Origin of the sequence: Lysinibacillus sp. NPDC048646, assembly GCF_050272295.1 — a bacterium.
GTDB lineage: Bacteria > Bacillota > Bacilli > Bacillales_A > Planococcaceae > Lysinibacillus.
On record NZ_JBNNLZ010000026.1, the window covers coordinates 34,407 to 59,741 of the forward strand.

Sequence of the window (25,335 nt, forward strand, 5' to 3'; positions counted from 1 at the left end):
ATTATGGGAGGATATAAAAACTGTGAACATTGTTTTATTATAATTGAATTGCTCCTATAATAAAAAAGAGCGCGCGCTGAATTTAATTGGAGGTGCAAAGAAATGATTGCAAATCAACAATTAGTTATAAACAATCTTGAAGAAAAAATAAGAATATTCACTCATGCGGTTAATGGAAAGCTTATCAAAGAAGAAGATTTTGTTTTGGCCAATACAGAAATACCGACTGATACATTCAATGTACTTTTGCCGAAATCTTCACATATAAAAAATGCATTTAATATTAGAAGTAGCATCGAAAATATGTCTCTTAAAGAATATCCCTTTAGTACATGGATTGACTCCCGGTATTTGAACGCTGGCTGGCAAGACCTGATGCAAGAATACGACCTAAAAGAAGCAGAACGTAATGTAATGATGAAACTTGAAAATACTCTTAATGTTGGTCAAAGAAAGTCCCATCAGCTTATGATTACTCACGTGAGAAATTTTGAAGAACTTAAGGAATATAAAGAGGTTTTTATGAGCCTATTTGAAGGTACACCAGAAAAAGATGCGTTAGAAAATTATTTTAATAAGTTTTCTGAAGTGAATTTAGGTTCAGAAATTCAAATGTTTATTGGACGCGTCGGTGAAATAACTGTATCTACTGGTTTACTAATAGATAGCAAAGAAAGTTATGGTATTTATGATGTTATGACAAAAGAAACATTTAGAAGTAAAGGATATGGCAGTGAAATGTTTCAATACCTTCTTACTCAAACAAAAGATAAACAAAAACCCGTTGTCTTACAAGCATCAGAGGATGGGAAAAATATCTATAAGCGCTTTGGGTTTATAGATGTCGGAGAAATGGTTGTATTTGAATAAGGAAATTTCTTATTAAGCTAAAGGGTACTTGAGTTTAAGAATGTGGGTTACTGCGGTAACACTCTTTCTTCTTTCTTATTGAACAAACGGGCGCTATTGTTGAATGACAATAGAGATGTATACTGGACAAAAAAGTCGCATACTTTACAATAAAGTTATATACTGCACAAAAAAGTTGTATACTGATGTTGAATGATAAAAAAGTCTGGTACTGACATTCAACGGTAAATATAAGCTGAATAAATAAAATCAAATTTAAAACTCGATCCATTAGCCATGGGTCGAGTATTTTATTGAACTTTCGGAGGGCTTTACTTGAAGATCATTAAGTTGCATATACAGCTCTTTTTTTCTTTCTTGAACTTACTAGGGCAGGCTTCTGCAATAAGCTTTAAGGAAGCACTTGAGAAGTATATTATGAGATGGAAGGTCCATACATAATATACTTTTTTTGATTTTATACAAATAATTTACTACTTCTTTTAACGAGTCTCGGTTTCGTTCAATATATAAGTATCACAACTAAAAAAATAGGAGAAAGGCATCTAGTGTAAGATATTCGTTCTTTCCGCAATCGGGCCATTATGTAGAATAAGGTAGGAAATAATCTGCTATAAAATGCAGAATATGGGTGTGAAATATGAAAAGAGGATTTAAACGTATTGTGTTGATAATATTTACAGTAATTATTTCGTTTTTTGTGTTGTTTCTTTCTGTGAGCTTTATTAATCATAAAATACAATTGTCAAAAGAAGAAGAACTATTTGTTCCGATTGGACAACTTGTAGAAGTTAATGGTCATCAAATGCACGTTTATACAGAAGGAAAAGGAGAAGGTACTCTTATTTTTATGTCTGGTGGTGGTACGAGCTCACCTGCATTAGATTTTAAATCACTTTATTCCTTGTTAAGCGATAAATATAAAATTGTTGTTGTTGAAAAGGCAGGTTATGGATTTAGCGAAGTCACAGATACTGATCGAGACATTGATACAATTCTAGCTGAAACAAAAGAAGCTCTTTTTAAATCAGGAATTGAAGGACCATATATTTTATTTCCTCATTCTATGTCCGGCATTGAAGCCTTGAAATGGGCGCAAGACTACCCGGATGAAATAAAAGCTATCATTGGATTAGATATGGCTGTTCCAACTGCATATGAAGATTTAGATATCAATATGTTCCTCGTTCGATTAGGTGCTTTAGCTGCAAATACTGGGTTAACCAGGTGGTTTCCAAATCTATCGGAAAGTGACGCGATAAAATATGGAAATTTAACAGATATAGAGAAAAAGTTGTATAAAGTAATTTTTTATCGAAGAACCTTGACTAAAGATATGATCAATGAAATAAATAATATAAAAGCAAATGCACAAAAAGTCAAAAAAGTTGGAATGCCGAACATTCCTATACTTTTGTTTTCATCCAATGGTGAGGGAACAGGTTTTGATATTAAAACGTGGAATGGCATTCAAAATGACTTTATTAGTATGATTTATAATGGTAAATTAATTGAGTTAGATTCATCTCACTATGTTCATAGTATTGACTATGAGCGAATAGCTGAGGAATCAGAAGAGTTTATAGAAAGTTTAAATCGTTAATATTAGCGAATATTTAACTTTTATGTAGATCTAATGTTCAGCAATCGGGAGCGATAGTGGAAGACCAAAAGCCTAATTCCTAGCCAAAAAGAAGCAGGAATTAGGCTTTTTTATCACTCGTTATTTTAAATATTACCCCATTGGTAAATGCGGTGGCAACAGGTAGTAAGCCTTGTGGAAATCACTGGTGAAAAAGATGACGGAAGTGGTACATTCTGGTCGTAATCAAGCTAATTTTATTGAACTCCCATGAAAGAACGTAATAATCTTTCATTTTCTGTGGTGTAGCGTTGATTTTACGCGACATGGATAGCTAACGGAGTTTAGTTGAAGTATTTGTAGAAAAAATCTGTGTACTCCCATGAAAGAACTTTATTATCTTTCGTATTCTGTGGTGAAGTGCTAATTTTTTCGCTTCATGGATGGCTAACGGGGTAGGTTAGTTTAAAAGAATGTTTAAGGGTAGCGCCAGGATTTTGACAATTTACAACGTTAATTAACAGTAATTAAAGGGTTTTGAACGTCTCATATACAGGTCTCAAAATCTCTTATCGTTGTTAAGTTAAACATTTTTAATTCTTAAAATGCTTAAAGTAGTAAATCCGCATTTTCCTGACGGTCCCCCATGAAGTTATACTATTTACTACCTCTCACTGAGAATGGGATCAAATAAAATTCATCATTTAATACTTCAATCGATTCGTTGTAATGACCTATATTTTTATTATACTCATCTGATAAAGTGTTGTACTCTTCTAAAATGGCGTCATATTCTTCGTCTGAATCTGTATTACCTGCTTGTTTTTCTAAACTACTTAATGTCTCGTCTGCTTTGTCAAACCATTTTTCAAGTTTCTCAACTTCGGCATGTTCTTCACTGTTCGCATTTTTCCAGTACAACCACAAACCACCATTGATTAAAACAGCTAAAATTACTACGCCAATTAGGCCTTTTAAAAATTTCATTTTACCTCTCCTTTATGTATGAATACCTAAAAGAAGATACCATAAAAATACGATAAAATCCAGTATTGATAAAATTTAACTATGGATAACGGTGTTTTTTTGATTATTAAAAATAATACACTATCACGGATGATCGCAAAATCCCCTTCATGTGGAGCAGTTTGTCAGTGGTACGAGTCATGTAAACCGTTGCCCCTTTAGCTTTTAATTTCTTTTCAAGAATTTTAGACATGTTTAAAGTCACTACTTTTTCTTTTCGAGAACCCGATGTTGTGCCATCGTATTTACCGCCATGCCCTGCATCAATAATGAATGATTTAACTTTTAATATCTATGGAAGAAAGAACTCTTTTATTGTAGTTTTATAAAAAAGATTGATCATTTATAATAAAGTTTGATAAAAATCACCTCTTAGTTGTTAAGAAAAATATTCAAACGAACTTAACAATTGATCAAATGATAGCTATTCAACGCTCTCATAAAAGTGGCGTCAAAAATATTAAACAAATGGAAATTACCGGTGAAGGGGGGGAATTGGGGATTTGTGGTATTATATAGTGAGCGAAGAAACAAGAATAAAATTATCCAACGAGCTTCGCAAACAATTGAAATTACCAATAGAGGGTCCTGCCGACAAAACGCTACTGACCTAATTGCTGTAAGACACTTTTTGGAAGGATAAATCAGTTCCTACTTTTATAGAATAGGCTGATATGGTATTTACTTAGGTTATAGTAACAGCTAGGTTTTAACAGCTGAGAATTAGTTGTTGAAAAATTATTATAAAAAATAATTATTTAAAAAAGGAGAGATTTTATTATTTATGTTTAAAAATTTTTTTGGTAAGAGCTTAGTAACTTTTTTGGTTTTACTTTTACTTATCCCTGTTTTTACAAATCAAAAGGCTACAGCTAATTCACTACCCAAAAATGAAATGCGTGCAGCCTGGATTTCATCAGTCTCTAATATTGATATGAAGGCAGGTATGAGTCAAGCCCAATATACTCAATGGGCTCAAAGTACTTTAGACAAATTAAAAGCCGCTAACTTTAATACAGTTATTTTTCAAGTGAAGCCTTTAAATGATGCATTGTACCCGTCTAAGCTTGCTCCATGGTCATCGTACATAACCGGCAAAAAACAAGGAACCAACCCAGGTTTTGATCCTTTGCAAATCATGCTGGACGAAGCACATAAGCGAGGGTTAGAACTTCATGCATGGGTAAATCCATATAGAGTCACTATGCCTTCGCACGCGTTGTCTGATCTAGCTACAGACAATGTAGCTCGTAAAAATCCTAGCTGGATAGTGAAATACGGTAAACAATACTACTTAAATCCTGGTTTACCAGAAGTTCAAAATTACTTAATATCAACTATAGAAGAATTAGTCAGCAACTATGATATCGACGCTGTACATATGGATGATTATTTCTATCCTTATAAAATTAAAGGTGAGACTTTTCCAGATCAACAAACTTTTAAAAAGTATGGTAGCTCTTTCAAAAAAATTGAAGACTGGCGCCGAGATAATGTTAATCAATTAGTAAAAAAGGTTTATGAAAGCATTAAAGCAACTAAACCTCATGTTCAATATGGAATATCTCCGTTTGGAATATGGCGAAACAAAGCGCAAGATTCCACTGGTAGTAATACAAATGGAATGAGTAACTACGATGATATCTATGCTGATACAAGACAATGGATTAAAGATGGCAGTATCGATTACATTACTCCTCAAATCTATTGGTCTAGAAATCATAAAGTAGCCAATTACTCTGTTTTATTAGATTGGTGGGGAAAAGAAGTTCAAACGTACGCAAAAGCTCATCCTGTTAATCTATATATTGGCACGGCAGATTATAAAGTTGGAAATGATTCTGATCCTGCATGGAAAAATAAGACGGAACTGATCAGCCAAGTAATCGCTAACAGAGCAAATAAAAATGCACAAGGACAAATGCATTTTTCTCTAAAAAGCATTAACAATAACGCTCTTGGATATTCTTCTTATCTAAATCAGCAACTATACAATTATAAAGCATTAACACCTTCAACTTTTTGGAAAGACTCTACTGTACCTTTAAGTCCAACCGATGTTGCATTGAGTAAAGAGTCCTCCGGCATGAAGCTTACTATTACAGATAAAAATAGTACGCAACCAAGGAAATATGTAATATACCGATTTGATGGAGAAAAAGAAGGATCATATGAAGACGTTAAAAATATAGTAGACGTGGTTTATAACACACAAGGTAATACTGTTTATGTAGATACTATTGCAAACAATAGTAAAGTATACACGTATGGTATAAAGTCCATATCTGCTACAGGTGTGGAAAGTAAAACTGCTTTTGTTTTAAAAGACGGAAACCCTTACCAGCACCAATAGAGCCAACACCTGAAGGGCCAGAGCAATCAGAAAAACCTGTAGATCCAAAGCCTACTATTACATTCAACGATATCTCCACGAAAACTGGGCTAAGGATATGATTGAAGACATCGCAGCTCGTGGTATTATCACAGGCTATCCAGACTGCACGTTCCGACCGAAGTTTCAGAATTTTATAGAGTGTTTTAGAATGTGGGTTTGAACATTTTATAGTAAACAACTTTATTGGAACTCTTCAGTTATTGCAGATTTGAAATAAAGTCATACCTTTTTAAATAAAGTTACGATGAAATACCCCTTTAGATTATAAGAACGTTTGCTGAATTCTAATATGCAAACAATGAGCAACGGCGTTTACTTTGAAGATTCAGCTTCCAAACGAATCAAAAATTTTTCTAAACCAACAGTTATGTATAGTTTTTTTAGTTAAAAAATGCATTTGAATAAAGTTTGATTAAAGATAACCTCTTCGGGTATGATGCCTGTGAGAGGTTTTTTTGTGGGAAATGATAGAATTTAAGAAGTTTAAAATGTTTTAAGTAGTTAGATGGTGAATATATATCCAAACGATTTAAAAAGAAAAAGCTCAAAAAATAATCAAGCGATTTAAACAGGAAATCGGAGAAATGAGGGTAGTATCGCCACAGCCGTATAGAAAGAAAAAACTATGGCTGAACAAAAGGTGATTTTTGAGGTGTCTAAGTATCCTGTCAAAGTTACGGGTGAGGTTGCGAATGGAGCAATTGATGTTATTTGGCATAAAAAATTACATCGTTCAAATTATTTTTTATTTTAGGAGAGAATGATATGGAAGTTTTTGCAGAATATTTAGCGCATATTGATAACCCGCAACATCGGGAAAGAATGGAAGAAGTTTTGGCTTGGGTAACGGACAAATTCCCAAATTTAATGCCGAAAATTGCGTGGAATCAGCCTATGTTTAGCGAGCATGGCACATTTATTATTGGCTTTAGCATAGCCAAACATCATTTGGCTGTTGGCCCTGAAAGGGCAGGGATTATTCATTTTTCTGATGAGATTGTGCAGGCTGGCTATGATCATACTAAGCAGTTGGTACGTATCCCATGGGATAGTCCAGTTGATTTCTCATTACTTGAGAAAATAATCGAGTTTAATATTTTGGATAAGACGGACTGCACAACTTTTTGGCGACAATGAAAAATCGTAGTATTAAGAGTTCAGTTCAATTATTTTAATCAAACTTTTATACAAAAATAAATTCACTTATTATGAAAATTAATAAGAAATAATCTCTTGCCGAGAAATTTCGGTAAGAGGTTATTTTATTTTAGGGGAGATTTCTTTTTTATAAAAAAAGTGAAATAGACCTTTAATGAAAGCTATATAAAGACTAGGAGAATCCTTTCAACTATTAGACGGAGCAAGTCCCATTTAGTTGTAAAATATTTACTCTAGAGTGCTACATTAAAACATATGTATTCATTGTTAAAGACAAGGGGAGTGAGTATTCAATTAGCGCAATCATTTCCTGTGCAGGCGGCAGACGTGGTCATTTTTATATTTTGATTTCAATTAAAAGGAAATTAGTGTTATGATAAAAATGAAGTATTGGTAATAATTAGAATATCAAATTAGCAGGACTGCTACTAAGGTTTTAATGAGGAGGTATAACGTATGAAATACATTAAAGGCTTATATGTAACACTTGTACTAATGATGTTAGTTATTCTGGTTAGCGCAACAATATTGGATGATGAATATTCAGGTATAGCAATGTTCGTTTGTTTAGGCTTATTTTTAATTGGTACAACCTTTTATATAAATACCAAACAATTAAAAAAATAGATTACGACAATCACAAACGAATTAAGGCAAAACTAAAAGGATTAAGTCCGGTACAATACCGAACTCAATCCTTACAAGCTCTTTAATAATAATAGTGTCCAACATCGGGGAGCGCTTCAATTTGCAGTTTTTCGTAACCTCGAGCTACAGTAAATGTGAAAAGTCCTTGCACATTAATAAAAAATTGAGATTTGCACTATTTTACATCCTTTGTCCAATCCGCAACTTTATCTTCATTTTCTTTAATCCATTTTTTTGCAGCATCCTTAGGACCAGTGCCTTCCATAATATCATACATAACACTTTCTATATCTTCTGCAGTCCAGTGGAAGTTATCGAGAACACTGTATGCTTCCGGATTATCTTCTTTAAATCCTTTACGTGCAAATGTACCAATGTATTCTTCAGCTCCATATATACCTTTAGGATCATCTAAATATTTTAAGTCAAAAGCATTAAATTTCCAGTGAGGAGACCAACCTGTAACGATGATTTCTTCATTTTTCTCAAGCGCTTGCCTAAGTGCTGCTGTCATGGCACCTCCAGATGAGGTAAGTACAGTCCAGCCTTCGAGGTTTGGATAATCCTTATAAGCATTTTCTGTAGCTGCTGTCATATTGGCTCCTGGGTCAATGCCTGTGATTGTTTTACCAGCTTCATTTGTTAAATCTTCGATGGAGTTTACATCCATATAACTAGGCACTACCATACCAATCTTTGCACCTGTTAGATTTTCACCCAAATCGTCTAAATCATCCTTGTACTTCTCAACTTGTGGGGCATGCGTTTGTGGTAGCCAAGCTGACACCATGCCATCAACCTCTCCGTTGGCAATAGCTTCCCACATAATCCCATTGTCAAGGGGTGTTAGTGTTACATCATATCCTAAATCCTCAAGAACTTGCCCTATTACATTTGTAGAGGCAATTTCAGTATCCCATTCTACATAGGCTAAGTTGACTTCTTTATTTTTTTTGTCTGCATCTACGGAGCCACAGGCAGCTAATAGTAAAATGAATCCTAAAGCCAATCCTATCTTTGATAATTTACCGGATCTCATAAAATCTCCCTTTCTCATTGGTCTCTCTATCTATGTTATAGTATAGCGTAAAATTTACCCAAAAATTAGAAAGTAACAACTTAATGTTAGCAAAGAGTTGTTACTTTTGTCAAATAGACGATGAATCAGTTGGATTGGATTTAGAAGGCGTAAATATAGTTGGGAAAGTGGTTAGATAGTATGGAATTAGAAATGTAAAGCTCAACTAAGGGAAGTAGACGAGTAAGATAAAATATGAAATGTAAGGTTATTTTTTTGGCATTTTTGTGGAGATTTAATTTTATAAATCACAAGAAATATCAAAAGAAAGAAATCGATACCGTTTATAATTTTCTTTAGGAGTGAGATAAATGAATGAACATATACAGCTTATGATTGATTGGATTGAGGACAATTTAAGAAATGAATTTTCATTAGATGAACTATCTACTTATATGGGCTATTCCCCTTATTATTGTTCTTTTAAATTTCACCAAATAACGGGTTTAAGTATTAGGCGCTATATGCTTCTGAGAAGATTGTATTTATCTACGGAAGATTTGGCGAATAATAGGAAGATAATTGATATTGCCTTTGATTACGATTATTCTTCGCATGAAGCTTATGGTAGAGCTTTTAAAACTGTTTTTGGACTAAACCCTAGAGAATTTCAACTTAACAAGATGCCCGTTCAATCATTTCTTAAACTCACAATCAATAAAGAGGAGGAATGCTGTAGCATGAATATTTCTAGAAAACTTGAGGTTGAACAGTTGCAAAAAGAGAACAGTAAGTTGTTTGACAAATATGTACTCAACATATTGAATGGTCAGGTTATGTATGAAGAGTTTAAAGATAAAAAATTAATGGGAGATTCTAATTACGCGCCATTTAATGAAGCGATGTGTATAAACGCGACTACTAAACAAGTTTTTGATAAAGAGTTTATAAAAACAAGAGCATCGGGACATCACGAGTCAGTAGAAAATTATATCAAAAAGGTTATGGATCCATTAGACAATCTTTTTCATAAAGAGTATAAATATATCGTTTTATGGTTTGGAGAAGACATGTTTTGTCAAATGAATTTACTTACAATACTTTCCTATTTAGAACAATCCGGGTATGCAGGCAAAGTGTTTTTAAATAGCTTCCGAGAGGATGAATTTAAAGTAAGTCAAATTGAACTAAAATTAGGTCACTATTATTCTGTATACGAAGAAGTATTGGTGAATCATGAAAAACCATCTAAAGAACTACTGCCAGTAATATATCAGGCAATTGCCATCTATTTAGATATGCTAAAAGAAAATAATGCAGTAGTAAAATATATTTCCAAAAATAAAGAGTTACCAACATCAGAATTAGTAAATCGGTTATTTGAACTTTTTCCAACAATAGGGTATGGAGATTCGCAATATATAGAGCTTATTAATAAAACGAGATGAAAAGTCAGTCTGCCCCGACTGGCTTTTCATCTAGAATAAAGTGTAAAGGTGGGCTAGGACTCTTTCTTAAGGAAACGGAAAAAAGAGTTGCAAAATAATTTAAAAATTATTATAAAATGTTAAATCCATTAGTAGGACTTCTAATTAAAAAATGGCTTAAGCCCAATGGAGTAAAGGGCTCAAGCCGTTTTATTTATTTTACAAAGAGAACGGTATAAAATGTTACTTCGACCGTTTAAAGACGATTTTCCATAGTGCAAAATTAATGATGACAAGCACAATTAAGTAAATCATGGAGCCATAGGGAATACGCGCTGCCATGAAATAGTGTAGTCCCGCTAACATGCCTAATGGAATAAATAATATTAAAGATTTCCAGCCCTGTGCATCGCCAATTTCATCATAGGGCTTTGTGAAAGGAATCTTGCTGCCCATAAAGACGTGACATATCACTGTGTACATACAGCTTGCTACGAAGACAGTCAGTAAATCTGGGATGATTCTTGTACCATAGATAAAACAGAAAATTATGCTGAGAACAATATATAAAGGAATATAGAGTTTAATTAAAAATGCCTTTAAACTACCTTTTTTCAAATCCATATAGTCTTTTATTGGAAATATTTTATAAATCCAAGCTGCCTTGTACTTTCCAGAATGTCCGAGCATAAGCACAGCAGACGGAATAATGAGCATGCTAAAATAAATATTCAAATAGCCCATGCTAACGGAATAATTAACATCTTCGGACCTCATAGTAAACATAAAAATAAATGGAATGACAAAAGAAAAGCCTAGAGACGGATATACTTTCAGTTTAAACTCTCGCTCTTGTTTCATCATGAGGGAGGCGAAGCGGTAGAAAGCTCTTTCCTCACTTGTTCGACAAGTAATTTTTAATAAAAACTCTTTCAAATAATTTTTCTTTTCTTTTTTCGATTTACTTGTACTTAATAATTTTTGTAGATTGCGCTCAAAGGTTGGAACCAGCTTTACATAAAGCCATATCGACACGATTGGGATGATGATAGCGAAAATGCAGTAGATCACTGTAAATAATGACGTGTCTCCATTTAACAGTAGCTCATAAGGAGCGGCAAACCACATGGGAATTAGAAAAATGCTCCACCAATGAAACGCTACGCCAACATCAAAATTCACAAATTCAAAGGATCGGATGAGGACTTGATAGCCAATCATCAGCACCAACGACAAACCGATTTGCACATAATTGATGATATCTTTCAGTTTTTCCCCATCAAAAAATCTCAATATAACAATATATAAAATTGCTGTTAACACGACAATAAAAATATTGATTAAAACTAATTCGAGCACCGTTAAAATGAAGAATACAATTCCTTGGTTAAACAAGCCGACTAAAAGTGGAATGGTCGTTAATGCAATAGTTAAATACGCCAAATAGATGGATATATGCATAAATTTAGCCGCACTGATTGTTTTAGATGAGATGGGCTTGGTTGACAGAATGTTTCGATCTCGTACATCCAAAAGTACAGAAGAAAAGTCAGATATCAACGATGTCATAATTAAAAAGATAATCATGGCATAAGTCATACTCATCTGAAAAAGATAGTTATGGCCAAAGCCCATAAACGGAATTAGTATAAGGCCGAATAAAATATAAATCCATAATGATTTGATATAACCATTTTTTTGTTCTTGTTTCTTTTTATTTGTTGACTGGTTAAATAATGTCGGTACTTTGCGTTCGTCCATTGTTAGTTTAATATGGAGAATTTTTCTCATGATGTCATAATCGATGCCCATTTTCACAAAAATAAATTGGAATTTATCAAGTAGTTGTAGGGTTTTGAAATCTTTCATTACATTCCCCCTTGTACAACGGACACAAATTGTTCGCCAATTTCTTTATGATTATGGAAACCTGTCAATTGATTGAAAATCCCTTCCAAAGTGCCCGTAGTATTGTCTGCTTGTAGCTGGGCAAATGTTCCGTCGGCAGCGATTTTTCCATCATTCAGTAATATAATGCGACTACTGATTTTTTCGACCACATCCATGATGTGCGATGAATAGAATATAGTTTTTCCTTGGGCAGCCAATTGCGTTAAAATCTCTTTAAAGATCATCACACTATTTGCGTCTAATCCATTAATGGGTTCATCTAAAAACAGTAAATCTGGATTATGTAAAAGACTAGCGATAATTAACAGTTTTTGTCGCATACCCTTTGAATAGGAAGATATTCTTGCATGATAGGCTTCGCCAACACCAAACAATTCCATTAAGGATTTTGACTTTTCAGCAGCAGCTTCTAACTGTAAGCCATAAAGCTGACCGATGAAGGTCAAATACTCATAACCAGTTAAATTATCATACACATCAGCTATTTCTGGTACATAGCCAATTCTTCGTTTATATTCAATGCGATCTTGTTCAATATCTTGTCCGAAAAGCTTAATTTCTCCACCATATTCGCCTTCAATCCCCAAGATAATTTTTACGGTTGTACTTTTACCAGCACCGTTTGGACCGATATAACCAATAATTTCCCCTCTCGAGACGTGCAAGTCGATTCCCTTTAAAATTTCCTTGCTACCGTAACTTTTCGTCAAATTCGTAATCGTCAAAATTTCTTGCTGATCCATTTTACCGCTCCTTTCTGTTTTTCTATCTGTCTTATATACGGATAAACACTTGAATGGTTTCGGGAAAATTAACCATATATAGAAATACTAACAAACTTGAAATAAGGATTTCAATAGTTAAGAAGAAAGTAATAAATTCTGCTTATGCTTTGTCTTTAAATATATATTTGAAATAAACTGTACTGGGTTGCTTTTTTGGGCAACCGCCGCTAAGGAAAAACACATATGGTGTGGACCTTTTGAGCGAGATATAGTTATGTAACAATGAAAGCAAGGGGGTCAGGGAGTGTTTAATGATTTTAAGGTTGTGGATGATCGTCCTGTTTATGGGCAATTACGGGATTATTTAAAAGAGGCAATTTTGAAAGGACACCTGTTGGAGCATCAGAAACTTCCATCAACCCGTGAACTTAGTAAATTATTATCGGTCAGCAGAAATACGGTTCTTACAGCTTACGCAGATTTAGAACAAGATGGCCTAATTTACGCAATTAAAGGAAAAGGGCATTTTATAGGGAAAGTCGAAACGTTTAAAACGCCATCCATTGAACTTAATTGGAATGAGAGGCTTAGTACTGTTGCTTTATTAGCTGACGAATTAGATGTAATGAAGCAAGGCATCTACTGGGAGAAAGGCATGATTTCATTCAATAGTATTGCGCCAGAAGAAAAGCTTTTTGATGTCGAAAATTTTAAAAGGGCCTTTCTGACGCGGATGTCCATTGAAGGGGATATTGTGTTGAATTACGGCTATGCAAAAGGTTATAAACCCCTCATCGATTACCTTCTTCACTATATGGAAATGAAGGGTGTAGATATTTCCAATAAGGATATTCTTATCACGAATGGCTTCACAGAGGGTTTGGATATTTTATTGTCTTCCTTAGCTAAAAAATCTGGTCGTGTTCTTTGCGAAAATCCTACCCATCATGCCGCATTAAAGCTTTTTCGCTTACATGGGCTTGATATTCATGGAATCGACATGAAGGATGATGGCATTGACATCAGTAAGGTTGAGAAAAGCTTGTCTGAAGCGGCTTTTGATTTTACCTACCTCATCCCGTCTTATCATAATCCAACGGGAATTGTTACCTCCTCTGATAAGAGAAGTGAAATCATTAAACTATTTTCAAAATATCAAATGCCGATTGTGGAAGATGGTTTTAATGAAGAATTACGTTATTCAGGCGCCCATGTAGCACCGTTAATGACTTTTGTCGGTCCTGGTAACAATGTTATCTATATAAGCAGCTTTTCGAAAATTCTTTTTCCAGGCTTACGTGTAGGTTGGATTTTAGCAGATAAGGAACTAATCCATTGCTTAGAAAGCATAAAAAGGGCACGTACTATTCATACATCGACACTGGATCAGGCCGTGCTGTATCAATATTTGCATGATGGCTATTTCGAAAGATACTTGAAAAAGGCTAGATCAGTATATAAGAAAAAATATGAACTAGTTCGACAAGCATGTAATCAATACATTCCTTTTAAAAGAATGACAGGAGATGGCGGGCTCCATCTCTTTATAGAGCTAGAAGAAGGAATAAATGCCCGTACACTTTTAAAAAAGTGCTACCAAAAGGGTGTTGTTTTTTATCCTGGGGATGTTTTTTACACCGATGGAGGAGGAAGTAATACACTTCGATTAGGATTTTCCCGGTTAAATGAAGAGGACATTGTCCGTGGGATTCAGATAATTGGTAATACCTTAAAAAATGAAATGGGGAGTTGAAAAAATGAAAGTTGGCGTTATTATGGGAGGTATTTCTTCAGAAAGGCAAGTGTCCCTCATGACAGGTGAAGAAATGATTGCTCATTTGGATAACAATAAATACGAAGTTGTACCAATTAAACTAAATGACAACATAGAACTGATTGAAAAGGTAAGAGATCTTGATATTGCCTTGTTAGCACTTCACGGCAAATTTGGAGAGGACGGCACCATTCAAGGCGTTTTAGAAACGATGGGCGTTCCCTATACCGGAAGTGGTATGCTCTCAAGCAGTATTTGTATGGATAAAAATATTTCAAAAAAAATTATTCGGTATGAGGGCATTCAAACACCAGATTGGCTTCATATTTCGGATATGGAAGAGCTTCAGATGGATGAATTAGACAAAATGGGCTATCCATTAGTAGTAAAACCGAATTCGGGTGGCTCCAGTGTAGGGGTAAAAATAGTATACGATAAAGATTCTTTACTATCCTCAGTTATGGAAGTTTTCAAATGGGATAGTGAAATAATTATCGAAAAGTATATTAAGGGCGAAGAAATAACATGCTCTATTATTGATGGAAAGCTTTTCCCGATACTTTCAATCCGCCATACAGCAGCGTTTTTTGACTATAATGCAAAATATGAAGATGCCGCTACGATTGAAGAGGTTGTAGAACTTCCGACCGCACTACATGAACGTGTTGCTGAGGCTGCAATGGCCTGCTATAGCTCCTTAAAATGCGCCATTTATGCCAGAATTGATATGCTTATAAAGGATGGAATTCCATATGTCATGGAGGTCAATACATTGCCAGGTATGACAAAAAATAGTTTACTGCCAAAAAGTGCTCATGCGGCGGGCATCACCTATAGCAAGCTATTGGATAAGATTATAAAAACCTCCCTGCAGGTTAAAAAGACATGAATAATCTAATATGATACTTTACTAGCCGTATTCTGATTGTATTAAGTGTCGTTTTGAGACAGCTATGCTGTCCGGCATATTGACGGTATTGTATTGGCGATAGGGTGTTTAATTTCATAAATGTAGTTTATTTCACTGAATAACTACCGCTTGTTCCCATAGGAAAAACACCTCTATGTTGGTTTTTACAGGGCTTATCCCATTTTCAACAAAAGGTGTTTTCTTAGGTTTTAGATCAATTTAAATCAGAATGTACGAACTAAGATTTAGATAATTCTATAAATCCATGTCCAAAGACATCTCTGACATCGTGAATGGCAATAAAGGCATCCTTGTCTATTTCTTTGACAATTTTCTTTAGCTTTACAACTTCCTGTTTACTAATGACAATATATAGGATTTCTTTTTGCTCCTTCGTATAATAGCCATGTCCTGATAGGACCGTCACGCCTCGATTCATAAACGCACTCACTTGACCGGCAATGGCCTCCGGTTTTTTTGAAATAATCGTAACTGCCTTTTTAGGATTCACACCTTCAATAACAAACTCCATCACCTTTGTTCCGACATATAGCATAATAATAGTAAGCAACAATGCCTCTGTGCCGATAATAAAATAAGATGAGAAAGCAACAATTAAATCAAAAAATAATAAACCATAACTAATACTCCAGCCAAGATATTTGTTCGTGATTCTAGCTAAAATTGTAGAACCCGCTGTTGTTCCACCAACCCTTATAATTAAGCCAATGCCTACACCAGCAAATACCCCGCCGAAAATGGCATTCACAATAATTTCATTTGAAGAAATGGACCATGTTTCTGTCAAATGTAAAAAAAGTGAATGGAACGTTACTGCAATAATCGTATAAATGGTCGTTTGCCTATTTAAAAATTTATATCCAACCACTAATAAAGCTGCGTTTAACACAAAGCTTACAATACTTGGCGACCACCCAAATAGATAATAGGCGATGATTGTTATACCAGTAACGCCACCTTCACCTAAATCATTTGGAATAACAAATAAGTTAACTGCCAGCGCAAAAAGCAGCGACCCAATCATAATTATTAAAATATCCAAAACGTATTTCTTCACACATGCCACCACCATAAATTTGATTTTTTCTTAAGTACATACTATATCAAGTTTTATATATATTTTATACTTTTTGGAATGTTGCTGAAAGTAGAGATGTTGAAATCACTTCATCTCTGCTTTTTTATTAAAACAAAAAACAAATATGTTGACGTAATTCTGAACACCATGTTATTATTATCTCGAATTCAAGATATTCTAATTCGAGATAAATATATTCAAGGTTTTTAACTTGTGTAGAAAGCTTACCTTTTACAAAGAAGGAGATAAAAAAATGAACTTTTTCAATAAAATTTTTACTTCAAAAAAAGAGGAGGAACATGCAATGGCAGAATTAAACATCGGAATTATTTTAGGATCAACTCGTGAAGGACGTGTCAGTCCACAGGTAGCACAATGGGTAAAAGAAATTGCCAATCAACGAGGAGATGCAAATTATACAATTATTGATATTGCAGATTACAAATTACCTTTACTAGGTGAAGCGGGGCAAGATGCTTCTGGTGCTCAAGCTTGGTCAGAAGCTATTGCAAAACAAGATGGTTTTGTATTCATCGTGCAAGAGTACAATCACTCCATTACAGGTGCTCTAAAAAATGCACTCGATTATTTACGTGAAGAATGGAATAACAAAGCTGCGGGTATTGTATCTTATGGATCTGTAGGCGGTGCACGAGCAGCAGAGCATTTACGTGGCATTATGGGTGAGCTGTTAATTGCGGATGTACGTGTACACCCAGCACTATCATTATTCACAGATTTCGAAAACGGTACAGACTTTAAACCAAAAGCAGTTCAAGCTGAATCAGTTAACCAAATGCTAGATCAAATAATTCCATGGTCAAAAGCTTTATATACAATCCGTTCATAATGAAGATTGAGGACAACATAACTGGGCAAAGTATGGGTGAGAAAATACATTTAGTCATGAAGGGGCTTGTTAACATGAAAAAACATACAGCGGGTATTCACCATATCACAGCTATTGTAGGGCATCCACAAGAAAATATTGATTTTTATGCTGGTGTACTAGGCTTACGTTTAGTAAAACAAACGGTAAACTTTGATGATCCAGGTACCTATCATCTTTACTTTGGTAACAAAGGTGGGAAACCAGGCACAATCATTACGTTCTTTCCATGGACAAATGCTTATCAAGGACGAATTGGTGATGGTCAAGTTGGTGTAACTACTTATGTTGTACCAGAAGGAACGCTACCATTTTGGGTTAATCGTCTTGCGAAATTTGCTATTCCATTCAAAAAAGCTGAACGTTTTAATGAACAAGTGATACAACTGGATGACCCACACGGACTTCATATTGAAATCGTTGCACGTGCAGAAGGTGAATCGAATGAATGGACTTTTGGTGAAGTAACTCCTGAGGTTGCGATTAAAGGATTTGGAGGTGCAACGCTTTATTCAAGTCACCCTGAAGAAACAGCAAAGGTACTAACAGATGTTATGGGGCTTGAACAAGTGGCGACAGAGGGCGAGTATACACGCTATAAATCCAGTGCTGATATAGGGAATATCGTGGATTTAAAAGTTGTTCCTGGTCAACGCGGTCAATTGGGTGTTGGGACAGTACATCATATTGCGTGGAGAGCACAAGATAATGCGGATCACTTAGATTGGCAACAGCATGTAATGAATCATGGGCAACATGTAACAGAAGTAAAAGATCGTAATTACTTTAATGCTATTTATTTCCGTGAGCCAGGGGAAATTCTATTTGAAATTGCGACAGATCCACCAGGATTTGCACACGATGAAACACCGGAGACAATGGGCAGTCAATTAATGTTACCATCACAGTATGAGGGGCATCGTGAACAGTTAGAAAGAACATTAATCCCAATCAGAGTTCGCTCAGTTGATTAACAGGGAGGATGAAAGTTTTGATATCAATTGATCCTAAGAAAAATACAGAGCGTGAAAACTATAAATTATTAATTGGTAGTATTATTCCGAGACCTATTGCTTTTGTAACAACGAAGTCAGAGCAAGGGGTTATCAATGGTGCACCTTTCAGTTTTTTTAATATTGTGTCGTCAAACCCACCAATGATTTCTCTAGCCATTCAAAGACCAAATGGGCACTTAAAAGATACAGCTCGTCATATCCATTATCAACAACAATTTGTTGTGCATATTGTAGATGAGGATAATGTAAAGCAGGTGAATGAAACTGCGGCTTCCTTGCCAGTAACTGAGAGTGAAATTGTCAGAGCGCAATTTACCCTTATTGACAGTCAGCATATTAAGGTGCCAGGTATTCAAGAAGCAAAGGTCCGTATGGAGTGTCGTTTAGTACAAACAATTCCTTTGATGAATGGTGAGGAACAGACAGGTGATTTGTTTATTGGAGAAGTTGTTCAATTTCATATAGATGAGGCTATCTATCATGAAGGACGCATTGATCCGAGCAAGCTTCGAACGGTTAGTAGACTAGCGGGTTCAAACTACGCAAAAATTGGTGACATTTTTGCGCTAGAGCGACCACAATAATGTCTTGTTACTGTGCAGTGTTCTAAGATAAAAGGCGGAAATGTTGATTGAACAGCATTTCCGCTTTTTTAGTGTTATAAAATTCTTTCTATATTCGCGAAATCTTCACTCGTTAAAAGGACATCAGTTGCTTCTACATTGGCAGCCACTTGATTTTTATGTTTTCCACCTGGAATAACGGCATCAATACCTTCTTGCGCTAATAACCAAGCAAGCGCCAAATTTGGTAATGTTGTTTGATGCTTCTGTGCAATTCCCTTTAATGTCTCTACTTTTGCTAATGTTTGTTGAAATAGTTCACCGTGGAATAAAGGATTTGCAATTCGCCAGTCGCCTGCATCCAATCTAAAATCTTTTGTATATTTACCTCCAAGTAGCCCATATGCAAGCGGACCATATGGAATAAATGAAATATCATGTTGTATACAGTAAGGCAAAAGATCTTGCTCTGCTGAACGGTTTAACATATTGTAAGGAGATTGTAAAACTGAAATATCATTATGGACATTGGCTTCTTTTAGTTGATCTAAAGTTACATTTGAAATCCCTATTGCTCGAATTTTTCCTTCTTCTTTTAGACGTGATAATTCACCAATTGACTCAGCTAGCGGTGTATCGTTATCTGGAAAGTGTAAGTAATAAAGATCTACATAATCCATTTGAAGTCGCTGCAAGCTATTCTCGAGTGCTTGGCGTAAATATTGTGGATCATTATCTACTGTGACAGATCCATCTTCAAACCAATGTTTAGCTCCCTTGGTCGCTAACACGAAATCCTCTCTGCGATAATTTTTCAGTACTTCCCCGACAATTTCCTCGGAACGCCCTTTACCATAAATGTCTGCTGTATCAATGAAAGTTATCCCTAAATCAAGTGCAGCGGAGACTAGTTCCTGACCATCTTGTTCATTTAAATTTTCAAATAAGTTATGTCCACCCACAGCATTTGTACCAAGACCTATTTCTGAAATATTGATCGTTGTTTTCTTTAACGTATGAAATTTCATCATCCTACCTCCTCGTGTTTTCTATAATCAGCATAGAGCAAAAGAATTTTTTTACCAACACAGCTACATGTTGTTTCGAATATAGAAACAAAAGCATTTTCATTGTAAAAAGAGGAGAAATTGTAAATGAACATCTTAGGTTATCAGATAATTAATTTCTACTGTCACTTGTTCACTTGCCTCCACTAATTTTTTTACATACGAACGAATGGCATTTTTTTTAATTTGTTCGGTCGAACCATGGAAAGCAATTGCTCCGATTACTTCTTTATTAAGATAAATTGGAACCGCAATGCAGCATTTACCTAGATTTGTTTCTTCATTATCAACCGCATATCCTTGTGCTTTAATAACCTGTAAATGAGGAACCAATAGTCCATAATCATAAAAAGTTTCCGTTGTATATGTATGTAGCTCCATATTATTTAACATTGCTTGTTGTTTTTCAGGTGAGAGATGAGCTAATACTACTTTCCCAAGGGCACTTGAATGCATAGGTGTTCGAGAATCGATGGCATGAAAAGCAGGCTGTTCAAAAGGCTCCCTAATGACATTTTTTATGACCATCTCACACGCTTCTAAAATACCAATATAAGTGGTTATTTGTTCTTGCCTTGCTAATTGATAGGGGGCTACGAGAGAAGCCCATTGGATATCATTATGCCAATATAAATGCTCATTTCTAAAAATATGAGAATTTAATTGATAATATTTATTATATTTAGTAACATAATTCATTTTTTCTAGTGTATAAAGCATTCGAAAAACAGAAGTCTTATTCATTGATAATTCTTCCATAATTTCAGTTAAGGTAAGCGCATGTTTTTCACGTAGTAAATCCAAAATTAAAAGGCCCTTTTTTAATGTTAATACTTCATAGGACTCCATTATGTCCTCTCCTTACTTTGAATTGGCTTTTTTAATCGTAACACGTTTAAAACTCATCGTATTCTTTCATGTTAAAGCTATAAAAAAGTTCCCAACTGGATAGGCTGGTTAATAACACGAAAAAAAGTCGTTAATGTCCCTAATCCTTCAAGCATATATTGCCTATACCGTTATTCGATTTCCTTACATGCCCAAGCATCGATTTCAACTTTGAAGGTTGGTGCAGCTAATGCGACAACATAAATCATTGTCGTACACGGTAGGTGATCACCGAGAAAATCCTTTATGATCTGTCTTCTCCGATTAGCGTCATTTTCTCCGACAAAATAAAAAACTAGTTTGGTCAAATCGTGAATCCCCATGTTAGCAGATGTAAGATTTTGTAGGATATTGCCTAATGCTATCTGCATTTGTTCTAAAGAATCTTCAGGTACAGTACCATCTACGCTCATACCTAATTGTCCAGATAATGTTAGCCATCTATTTGGTCCGGTTACTTCAATTTGGTGGACATAAGGTGCCACTGGTGCGTGAATTTCCTTTGGATTTCTTGAGATTTTCATATAATCATCCTTTACTGATTAAACTGTTTTATAAAAATATTATACGTATTTAAAGATATACAATTCCATTATGATTAATCCTTTGTCAAACAGAGTTTTTATCTATATAGTTAAAATAAGGTCTGTTTTTACTTATTCTTTTGGATTATGTGAATATTCTTCTAATTATGGATTTTTAAGCTGTTATGCTCAAATGTTTATCAAATTTGAAAGTATATAACATAAAAAATATTTGTTTAGCTATCAAAATATATTTTCTACTTGCTTATCTATAGGTTAATGTATCTCAAGATAAATGAACAAATCTAACCGTAAAGGCAGAAAAGCCGTTTTTTGAAGGGTGTGAATGCATGGTTGATTTTTTTCGAAGTAATGGTTTTAAACGTTTTATTATTCTAATAGGGGTCGCTGTTGCACTATATTTAATGTGGAGTATGATTAATCTTATTCTTCTAACATTCATTATCACCTACCTGATGAATGAACTTTCTACGAGTGCCACTAAAGGACTTAGACGATTCGTACCGATAAATGAAAAAGCTGTTATCGTCACACTTTATCTCCTACTTGTAGCGGGTATTGTTGCGGTTATCTACAAGTATCTACCAGTCGTGAGTCAGCAAATCACACAGTTGTTTAATCTTATTGCAGCATTTAATCTCAATCCGAATGATAATGAGATTGCGAGGTATTTGGCTCCAACTTTCGAGAAGATTGAACTTGGTAAATATTTGGAGCAAGGTGTGGACCTCACGCTTACAAATCTCACGAATATTGGTAAAGTCATCATGCATGTGTTCATCGCACTGATTTTAAGCTTGTTTATTCTTCTTGAGAAAAAGCGAATTATGGAATTTACAGCGAAATTCAAGGATAGTAAGATTGGTCCGCTTTACGATGAACTAACGTATTTCTGCAAGATATTCGTTCGTTCTTTCGGTAAAGTCATCGAAGCACAATTTGTCATTGCGGCAGTGAACTGTATTGTATCTGTTATTGCTCTGTACTTCATGGGCTTCCCACATTTGATTGCACTAGGCATCATGCTCTTCATACTAGGATTGATTCCTGTAGCAGGCGTCATCATTTCATTGATTCCGCTCAGTATTATTGCCTATAGTATCGGTGGATTGATGCACATAGTCTATATTCTAATCATCGTTGTGGTGCTACATGCGCTTGAGGCGTATTTCTTAAATCCGAAACTGATGTCGGCAAAGACAAATCTTCCGATTTTCTATACATTTATCGTAATCCTTTTCTCAGAACATTTCCTAGGTGTATGGGGACTAATCATTGGTATTCCACTGTTCATGTTCTTACTTGATATTCTTGGTGTTACATCTGCTCCAGAGGAAGAATTGCAGAAAAAAATGGCGGTACCAGATAATAAGGATAAGCAAATTGAATAATCTTGTCTAACCCAAAAATGGAAGCTTCGCTCTTATGCGTATGCTTCCATTTTAGTTATTTGTGTTGTGTATTTTCAATTTGCCTATGTTGGTTTGTATAAAACGACGTAAATAATAGAATATAATGTAAACATTGAGAGTTCATGTGTATAATATAATGGAAATATCAATCTTGTCCTATTAATAGAAAGGGGGTATTCAATTCATGAAGAAAAAATCTCTGAAGCTTTTATCGTTTGGATATGGGTACTCTACTGCTGTTTTTTTCTAGAATCATTTTTCAAGGGAGAAGTGTGCCCAAAAATGAGAAAAAGGAAGTACAGTAGAAACTATTAAAAGGTGAGGTAAACAATATGAAAAACACTAAAATCATTAGAAAAAATCCAAAAGGAATGCCTAATCCAGTAGGGAATTACACACACATTACTAAAATCCCTAGAAATTCAGAGCTATATGTGACATCAGGTCAAATTGGATTAGATCAAAAGGGTCTAATGCCACACAGTATGAATGATCAAATCACAAATACTTTTAATAATATTAAGGTAGTATTGGACTCGGAAGGTTTAACAGCTGATAACATTATTAAAGTGAACATATGGGCAATTGAAAAAATTGATTGGGAATACCTGTATGCTGATTGGGAAAAATTATTCGGAAATGATTATCCAGCAATGACGATTGGTTATATTTCTGAGTTAGGTTTACCAGAAATTAAAATAGAAATAGAAATTTGGGCAGCAAAAGCATAGTAACGAATGCACCTTATCTAATCCATGGGAATAATACATCCCATGGATTTTTAGTTATGGGAGATTAACCGAACGTTTAAATGCTTTCAAGAAATTTTTAATGGAAGAACATTGAAATAAATATGATACAATTGTATAGTCTGAAAATTCATTCGACAATGTAAGCGAGCTTTGTTAAAGGGGGCGGTCATTATGACAAACAATACTGTTTTTATCAATTATAAAAACTGGGGGATAACGTCTAATTAACATTGGCATTAGCGTTTCTCTGAATTCGGAAGGGGAAAATTTGTGAATAACAATAATGTTAAACTTGTAGAATTAAATGCGGAAAACTGGTATGAATGTTGTGTACTAGATTTATCAAAAGAACAAACAGATTTTATAGAACCAAATGCTATTTCAATAGCTCAGTCAAAATTTGAACCAACATTAAAACCGTATGCCATTTATTTTGAAGAGAACATTGTAGGTTTTTTAATGTTTAATTCTGTAACAGAAGAACTTGATGGCTATTGGGTCTATAGAATTATGGTTGATAAGCATTTCCAAGGTAAAGGAATTGGTAAAGCAGCCACTGAGTTAATGATCTCTGAAGTAGCTAAATTACCAAATGCAAAAAAAATTGTTGTAGGTTACCACCCAGAAAATAAGGGTGCCCATTATTTATATGCTAGTTTAGGGTTTATTGATAATGGTGATAGATTCGGTAAAGAAATGGCAGTCATCAGATATATAAATGAGTAAAAAAGCATTTCAAGAAAAATTAGGTGAAGGGGCCTGTTTAAGGTCCTTTTTCTATTTATAAACATATTGTTTATAGAAATATTCTTATCAGGGAGATAATTAATATGTTATCATTGCAGGAGAACGAACGTTCTTTAAAATGTTAGGTGAGGTGATAATATGTCAAAAATAAAAGTTGAAAAACCAAAGCTTCCTCATGTACCTGCTGCGAACTTTCAAGAAATATATGATATGGAAGAGCCCTATCTCAATAATTGTCTAATATCAAATTGTACAATTGAAAGAGAAAATGTAGATAAGATAGAATTCTCGCAAGTTACTTTTAAAAATGTGTTATTTAATGATGTAACATTTAAAAATATTGAGTTAACGGATGTAATTTTTGAAAACTGTGATTTGTCCAATGCCGATTTTATGGGAGGGATTATACATAGAGTCGAATTTAAAGAATCAAAGATGTTAGGAATCAATCTTTCAGATGCTACTTTAGGAAATGTACTTTTTGAAAACTGTATTTTGAATCTAAGTTCGTATGGTTATAGTCGTTTAAAACAAGTGCAGTTTGCTAATTGTTCATTACGAAATGCAGATTACTATGAATGTATCTTTAAAAAAGTAGGATTCCAGCAATGTGATATAAATGAAGTGAATTTTTCAGGAACATCACTTAAAGGAATTGATATTAGTAGTTCAACATTCGAAAGACTTAGCGTAACCGTGGAGGATTTAGATGGATGCGAGGTTTCTTCTGAACAAGCTATCGGATTTGCAACAATGTTGGGCTTAAAAGTAAAAAAGTAAGATGTTTATTTTAAGTAAAGTATATTGCCTATGTATATAAACATACTAACATTAGTAGTACAAACCTAGGCCATGGTTTGTGCTACTATTTTTTTATAGTAGAAGTGAAGGAAAGCCGACCAGCCTCTGGGAT

26 protein-coding genes and 1 pseudogene are annotated in these 25,335 nt (G+C 34.5%); 18 read left to right on the forward strand and 9 right to left on the reverse strand.

The genetic code is table 11. The annotated features are described in order from the left end of the window. Positions 1-102 precede the first annotated feature (102 nt). Both ACQKII_RS20540 and ACQKII_RS20545 read left to right on the forward strand, forming a co-directional pair. A complete protein-coding gene (locus ACQKII_RS20540; protein WP_427462329.1) occupies positions 103-870 on the forward strand; it encodes a GNAT family N-acetyltransferase in 768 nt (255 codons plus the stop codon). Positions 871-1,510: 640 nt separating this feature from the next. Further along, positions 1,511-2,473 (forward strand): alpha/beta fold hydrolase, encoded by a 963-nt coding sequence (locus tag ACQKII_RS20545; protein ID WP_427462330.1) that lies wholly within the window; start codon positions 1,511-1,513, stop codon positions 2,471-2,473. 636 nt (positions 2,474-3,109) lie between these two features. On the opposite strand, the gene ACQKII_RS20550 is transcribed toward ACQKII_RS20545, so the two are convergent. Together ACQKII_RS20550 and ACQKII_RS20555 are read right to left on the reverse strand one after the other, a co-directional pair. Next, complete coding sequence (locus ACQKII_RS20550; RefSeq protein ID WP_427462331.1) at positions 3,110-3,439, reverse strand: hypothetical protein; 330 nt, start codon at positions 3,437-3,439, stop codon at positions 3,110-3,112. A gap of 106 nt (positions 3,440-3,545) precedes the next feature. Further along, entirely contained in the window at positions 3,546-3,770 is a 225-nt protein-coding gene (locus ACQKII_RS20555) for an N-acetylmuramoyl-L-alanine amidase (RefSeq protein WP_427462354.1), read from the reverse strand. A gap of 492 nt (positions 3,771-4,262) precedes the next feature. Between ACQKII_RS20555 and ACQKII_RS20560 the strand changes: the two genes are divergently transcribed. The 6 genes and pseudogenes from ACQKII_RS20560 to ACQKII_RS20585 form a co-directional block, all read left to right on the forward strand. Continuing rightward, the gene (locus tag ACQKII_RS20560) at positions 4,263-5,831 is read left to right on the forward strand and encodes a glycoside hydrolase family 10 protein (RefSeq protein ID WP_427462332.1); all 1,569 of its coding nucleotides are present in this window, start codon (positions 4,263-4,265) and stop codon (positions 5,829-5,831) included. 61 nt (positions 5,832-5,892) lie between these two features. Next, a complete protein-coding gene (locus ACQKII_RS20565; protein ID WP_427462355.1) occupies positions 5,893-6,033 on the forward strand; it encodes an S-layer homology domain-containing protein in 141 nt (46 codons plus the stop codon). A gap of 465 nt (positions 6,034-6,498) precedes the next feature. Further along, positions 6,499-6,627, forward strand: a complete 129-nt coding sequence (locus ACQKII_RS20570) for a hypothetical protein (RefSeq protein ID WP_427462333.1) — start codon at positions 6,499-6,501, stop codon at positions 6,625-6,627. Positions 6,628-6,638: 11 nt separating this feature from the next. After that, positions 6,639-7,010 carry an iron chaperone gene (locus tag ACQKII_RS20575; RefSeq protein ID WP_427462334.1) on the forward strand — a complete coding sequence of 124 codons (372 nt, stop codon included), beginning with the start codon at positions 6,639-6,641 and terminating at the stop codon, positions 7,008-7,010. A gap of 477 nt (positions 7,011-7,487) precedes the next feature. Next, a complete protein-coding gene (locus ACQKII_RS20580) occupies positions 7,488-7,658 on the forward strand; it encodes a hypothetical protein (protein WP_427462335.1) in 171 nt (56 codons plus the stop codon). Then, positions 7,655-7,744, forward strand: a pseudogene (locus tag ACQKII_RS20585) (IS3 family transposase); the annotation flags it as partial. The gene ACQKII_RS20580 and the pseudogene ACQKII_RS20585, both read left to right, overlap by 4 nt. Before the next feature lie 110 nt (positions 7,745-7,854). Here ACQKII_RS20585 and ACQKII_RS20590 read toward each other — a convergent pair. Then, positions 7,855-8,718 (reverse strand): glycine betaine ABC transporter substrate-binding protein, encoded by an 864-nt coding sequence (locus ACQKII_RS20590; RefSeq protein WP_427462336.1) that lies wholly within the window; start codon positions 8,716-8,718, stop codon positions 7,855-7,857. 350 nt (positions 8,719-9,068) lie between these two features. On the opposite strand from ACQKII_RS20590, the gene ACQKII_RS20595 reads away from it, so the two are divergent. Next, positions 9,069-10,145 (forward strand): helix-turn-helix domain-containing protein, encoded by a 1,077-nt coding sequence (locus ACQKII_RS20595; RefSeq protein ID WP_427462337.1) that lies wholly within the window; start codon positions 9,069-9,071, stop codon positions 10,143-10,145. 222 nt (positions 10,146-10,367) lie between these two features. Here ACQKII_RS20595 and ACQKII_RS20600 read toward each other — a convergent pair whose 3' ends face one another. After that, on the reverse strand, positions 10,368-11,993 hold the full coding sequence (locus ACQKII_RS20600; protein ID WP_427462338.1) for a hypothetical protein: 1,626 nt from the start codon (positions 11,991-11,993) through the stop codon (positions 10,368-10,370). Beyond that, complete coding sequence (locus ACQKII_RS20605) at positions 11,993-12,778, reverse strand: ABC transporter ATP-binding protein (RefSeq protein ID WP_427462339.1); 786 nt, start codon at positions 12,776-12,778, stop codon at positions 11,993-11,995. Before ACQKII_RS20605 ends, ACQKII_RS20600 begins: the two co-directional genes overlap by 1 nt. Before the next feature lie 286 nt (positions 12,779-13,064). Between ACQKII_RS20605 and ACQKII_RS20610 the strand changes: the two genes are divergently transcribed. Then, positions 13,065-14,513 carry a PLP-dependent aminotransferase family protein gene (locus ACQKII_RS20610; protein ID WP_427462340.1) on the forward strand — a complete coding sequence of 483 codons (1,449 nt, stop codon included), beginning with the start codon at positions 13,065-13,067 and terminating at the stop codon, positions 14,511-14,513. Between the two features lie 4 nt (positions 14,514-14,517). Beyond that, positions 14,518-15,423 carry a D-alanine--D-alanine ligase gene (locus tag ACQKII_RS20615; RefSeq protein WP_427462341.1) on the forward strand — a complete coding sequence of 302 codons (906 nt, stop codon included), beginning with the start codon at positions 14,518-14,520 and terminating at the stop codon, positions 15,421-15,423. A gap of 259 nt (positions 15,424-15,682) precedes the next feature. Here the strand turns inward: ACQKII_RS20615 and ACQKII_RS20620 are convergent, their stop codons facing one another. Further along, on the reverse strand, positions 15,683-16,522 hold the full coding sequence (locus tag ACQKII_RS20620; RefSeq protein ID WP_427462342.1) for a YitT family protein: 840 nt from the start codon (positions 16,520-16,522) through the stop codon (positions 15,683-15,685). Positions 16,523-16,796: 274 nt separating this feature from the next. Between ACQKII_RS20620 and ACQKII_RS20625 the strand changes: the two genes are divergently transcribed. The 3 genes from ACQKII_RS20625 to ACQKII_RS20635 all read left to right on the forward strand — a co-directional run bounded on the left by ACQKII_RS20625 (position 16,797) and on the right by ACQKII_RS20635 (position 19,032). Beyond that, positions 16,797-17,393 (forward strand): NADPH-dependent FMN reductase, encoded by a 597-nt coding sequence (locus tag ACQKII_RS20625; protein ID WP_427462343.1) that lies wholly within the window; start codon positions 16,797-16,799, stop codon positions 17,391-17,393. A gap of 74 nt (positions 17,394-17,467) precedes the next feature. Further along, positions 17,468-18,406 carry a ring-cleaving dioxygenase gene (locus ACQKII_RS20630; protein WP_427462344.1) on the forward strand — a complete coding sequence of 313 codons (939 nt, stop codon included), beginning with the start codon at positions 17,468-17,470 and terminating at the stop codon, positions 18,404-18,406. Between the two features lie 17 nt (positions 18,407-18,423). After that, positions 18,424-19,032, forward strand: coding sequence for a flavin reductase family protein (locus ACQKII_RS20635; RefSeq protein ID WP_427462345.1), 609 nt, complete (start codon positions 18,424-18,426; stop codon positions 19,030-19,032). A gap of 74 nt (positions 19,033-19,106) precedes the next feature. Here ACQKII_RS20635 and ACQKII_RS20640 read toward each other — a convergent pair whose 3' ends face one another. From ACQKII_RS20640 to ACQKII_RS20650, 3 genes are all read right to left on the reverse strand, one after another. Continuing rightward, a complete protein-coding gene (locus ACQKII_RS20640; protein ID WP_427462356.1) occupies positions 19,107-20,039 on the reverse strand; it encodes an aldo/keto reductase in 933 nt (310 codons plus the stop codon). Positions 20,040-20,174: 135 nt separating this feature from the next. Then, complete coding sequence (locus ACQKII_RS20645) at positions 20,175-20,927, reverse strand: IclR family transcriptional regulator (RefSeq protein ID WP_427462346.1); 753 nt, start codon at positions 20,925-20,927, stop codon at positions 20,175-20,177. Positions 20,928-21,097: 170 nt separating this feature from the next. Next, positions 21,098-21,490 (reverse strand): RidA family protein, encoded by a 393-nt coding sequence (locus tag ACQKII_RS20650; protein WP_427462347.1) that lies wholly within the window; start codon positions 21,488-21,490, stop codon positions 21,098-21,100. Between the two features lie 350 nt (positions 21,491-21,840). On the opposite strand from ACQKII_RS20650, the gene ACQKII_RS20655 reads away from it, so the two are divergent. From ACQKII_RS20655 to ACQKII_RS20670, 4 genes are all read left to right on the forward strand, one after another. Continuing rightward, positions 21,841-22,902, forward strand: a complete 1,062-nt coding sequence (locus tag ACQKII_RS20655; RefSeq protein ID WP_427462348.1) for an AI-2E family transporter — start codon at positions 21,841-21,843, stop codon at positions 22,900-22,902. Between the two features lie 353 nt (positions 22,903-23,255). After that, positions 23,256-23,654, forward strand: coding sequence for a RidA family protein (locus tag ACQKII_RS20660; protein WP_427462349.1), 399 nt, complete (start codon positions 23,256-23,258; stop codon positions 23,652-23,654). A gap of 291 nt (positions 23,655-23,945) precedes the next feature. Continuing rightward, complete coding sequence (locus tag ACQKII_RS20665; RefSeq protein ID WP_427462350.1) at positions 23,946-24,401, forward strand: GNAT family N-acetyltransferase; 456 nt, start codon at positions 23,946-23,948, stop codon at positions 24,399-24,401. 159 nt (positions 24,402-24,560) lie between these two features. Next, positions 24,561-25,202, forward strand: coding sequence for a pentapeptide repeat-containing protein (locus ACQKII_RS20670; RefSeq protein ID WP_427462351.1), 642 nt, complete (start codon positions 24,561-24,563; stop codon positions 25,200-25,202). Positions 25,203-25,335: the final 133 nt, after the last annotated feature.

Coding starts and splice junctions, on each gene's coding strand:
- ACQKII_RS20625 (WP_427462343.1), top strand. CDS start 16,797: ATGAACTTTTTCAATAAAATTTTTACTTCAAAAAAAGAGGAGGAACAT.
- ACQKII_RS20540 (WP_427462329.1), top strand. CDS start 103: ATGATTGCAAATCAACAATTAGTTATAAACAATCTTGAAGAAAAAATA.
- ACQKII_RS20655 (WP_427462348.1), top strand. CDS start 21,841: ATGGTTGATTTTTTTCGAAGTAATGGTTTTAAACGTTTTATTATTCTA.
- ACQKII_RS20660 (WP_427462349.1), top strand. CDS start 23,256: ATGAAAAACACTAAAATCATTAGAAAAAATCCAAAAGGAATGCCTAAT.
- ACQKII_RS20650 (WP_427462347.1), bottom strand. CDS start 21,490: ATGAAAATCTCAAGAAATCCAAAGGAAATTCACGCACCAGTGGCACCT.
- ACQKII_RS20595 (WP_427462337.1), top strand. CDS start 9,069: ATGAATGAACATATACAGCTTATGATTGATTGGATTGAGGACAATTTA.
- ACQKII_RS20545 (WP_427462330.1), top strand. CDS start 1,511: ATGAAAAGAGGATTTAAACGTATTGTGTTGATAATATTTACAGTAATT.
- ACQKII_RS20640 (WP_427462356.1), bottom strand. CDS start 20,039: ATGAAATTTCATACGTTAAAGAAAACAACGATCAATATTTCAGAAATA.
- ACQKII_RS20670 (WP_427462351.1), top strand. CDS start 24,561: ATGTCAAAAATAAAAGTTGAAAAACCAAAGCTTCCTCATGTACCTGCT.
- ACQKII_RS20615 (WP_427462341.1), top strand. CDS start 14,518: ATGAAAGTTGGCGTTATTATGGGAGGTATTTCTTCAGAAAGGCAAGTG.
- ACQKII_RS20590 (WP_427462336.1), bottom strand. CDS start 8,718: ATGAGATCCGGTAAATTATCAAAGATAGGATTGGCTTTAGGATTCATT.
- ACQKII_RS20575 (WP_427462334.1), top strand. CDS start 6,639: ATGGAAGTTTTTGCAGAATATTTAGCGCATATTGATAACCCGCAACAT.
- ACQKII_RS20580 (WP_427462335.1), top strand. CDS start 7,488: ATGAAATACATTAAAGGCTTATATGTAACACTTGTACTAATGATGTTA.
- ACQKII_RS20600 (WP_427462338.1), bottom strand. CDS start 11,993: ATGAAAGATTTCAAAACCCTACAACTACTTGATAAATTCCAATTTATT.
- ACQKII_RS20560 (WP_427462332.1), top strand. CDS start 4,263: ATGTTTAAAAATTTTTTTGGTAAGAGCTTAGTAACTTTTTTGGTTTTA.
- ACQKII_RS20645 (WP_427462346.1), bottom strand. CDS start 20,927: ATGGAGTCCTATGAAGTATTAACATTAAAAAAGGGCCTTTTAATTTTG.
- ACQKII_RS20630 (WP_427462344.1), top strand. CDS start 17,468: ATGAAAAAACATACAGCGGGTATTCACCATATCACAGCTATTGTAGGG.
- ACQKII_RS20570 (WP_427462333.1), top strand. CDS start 6,499: ATGGCTGAACAAAAGGTGATTTTTGAGGTGTCTAAGTATCCTGTCAAA.
- ACQKII_RS20605 (WP_427462339.1), bottom strand. CDS start 12,778: ATGGATCAGCAAGAAATTTTGACGATTACGAATTTGACGAAAAGTTAC.
- ACQKII_RS20550 (WP_427462331.1), bottom strand. CDS start 3,439: ATGAAATTTTTAAAAGGCCTAATTGGCGTAGTAATTTTAGCTGTTTTA.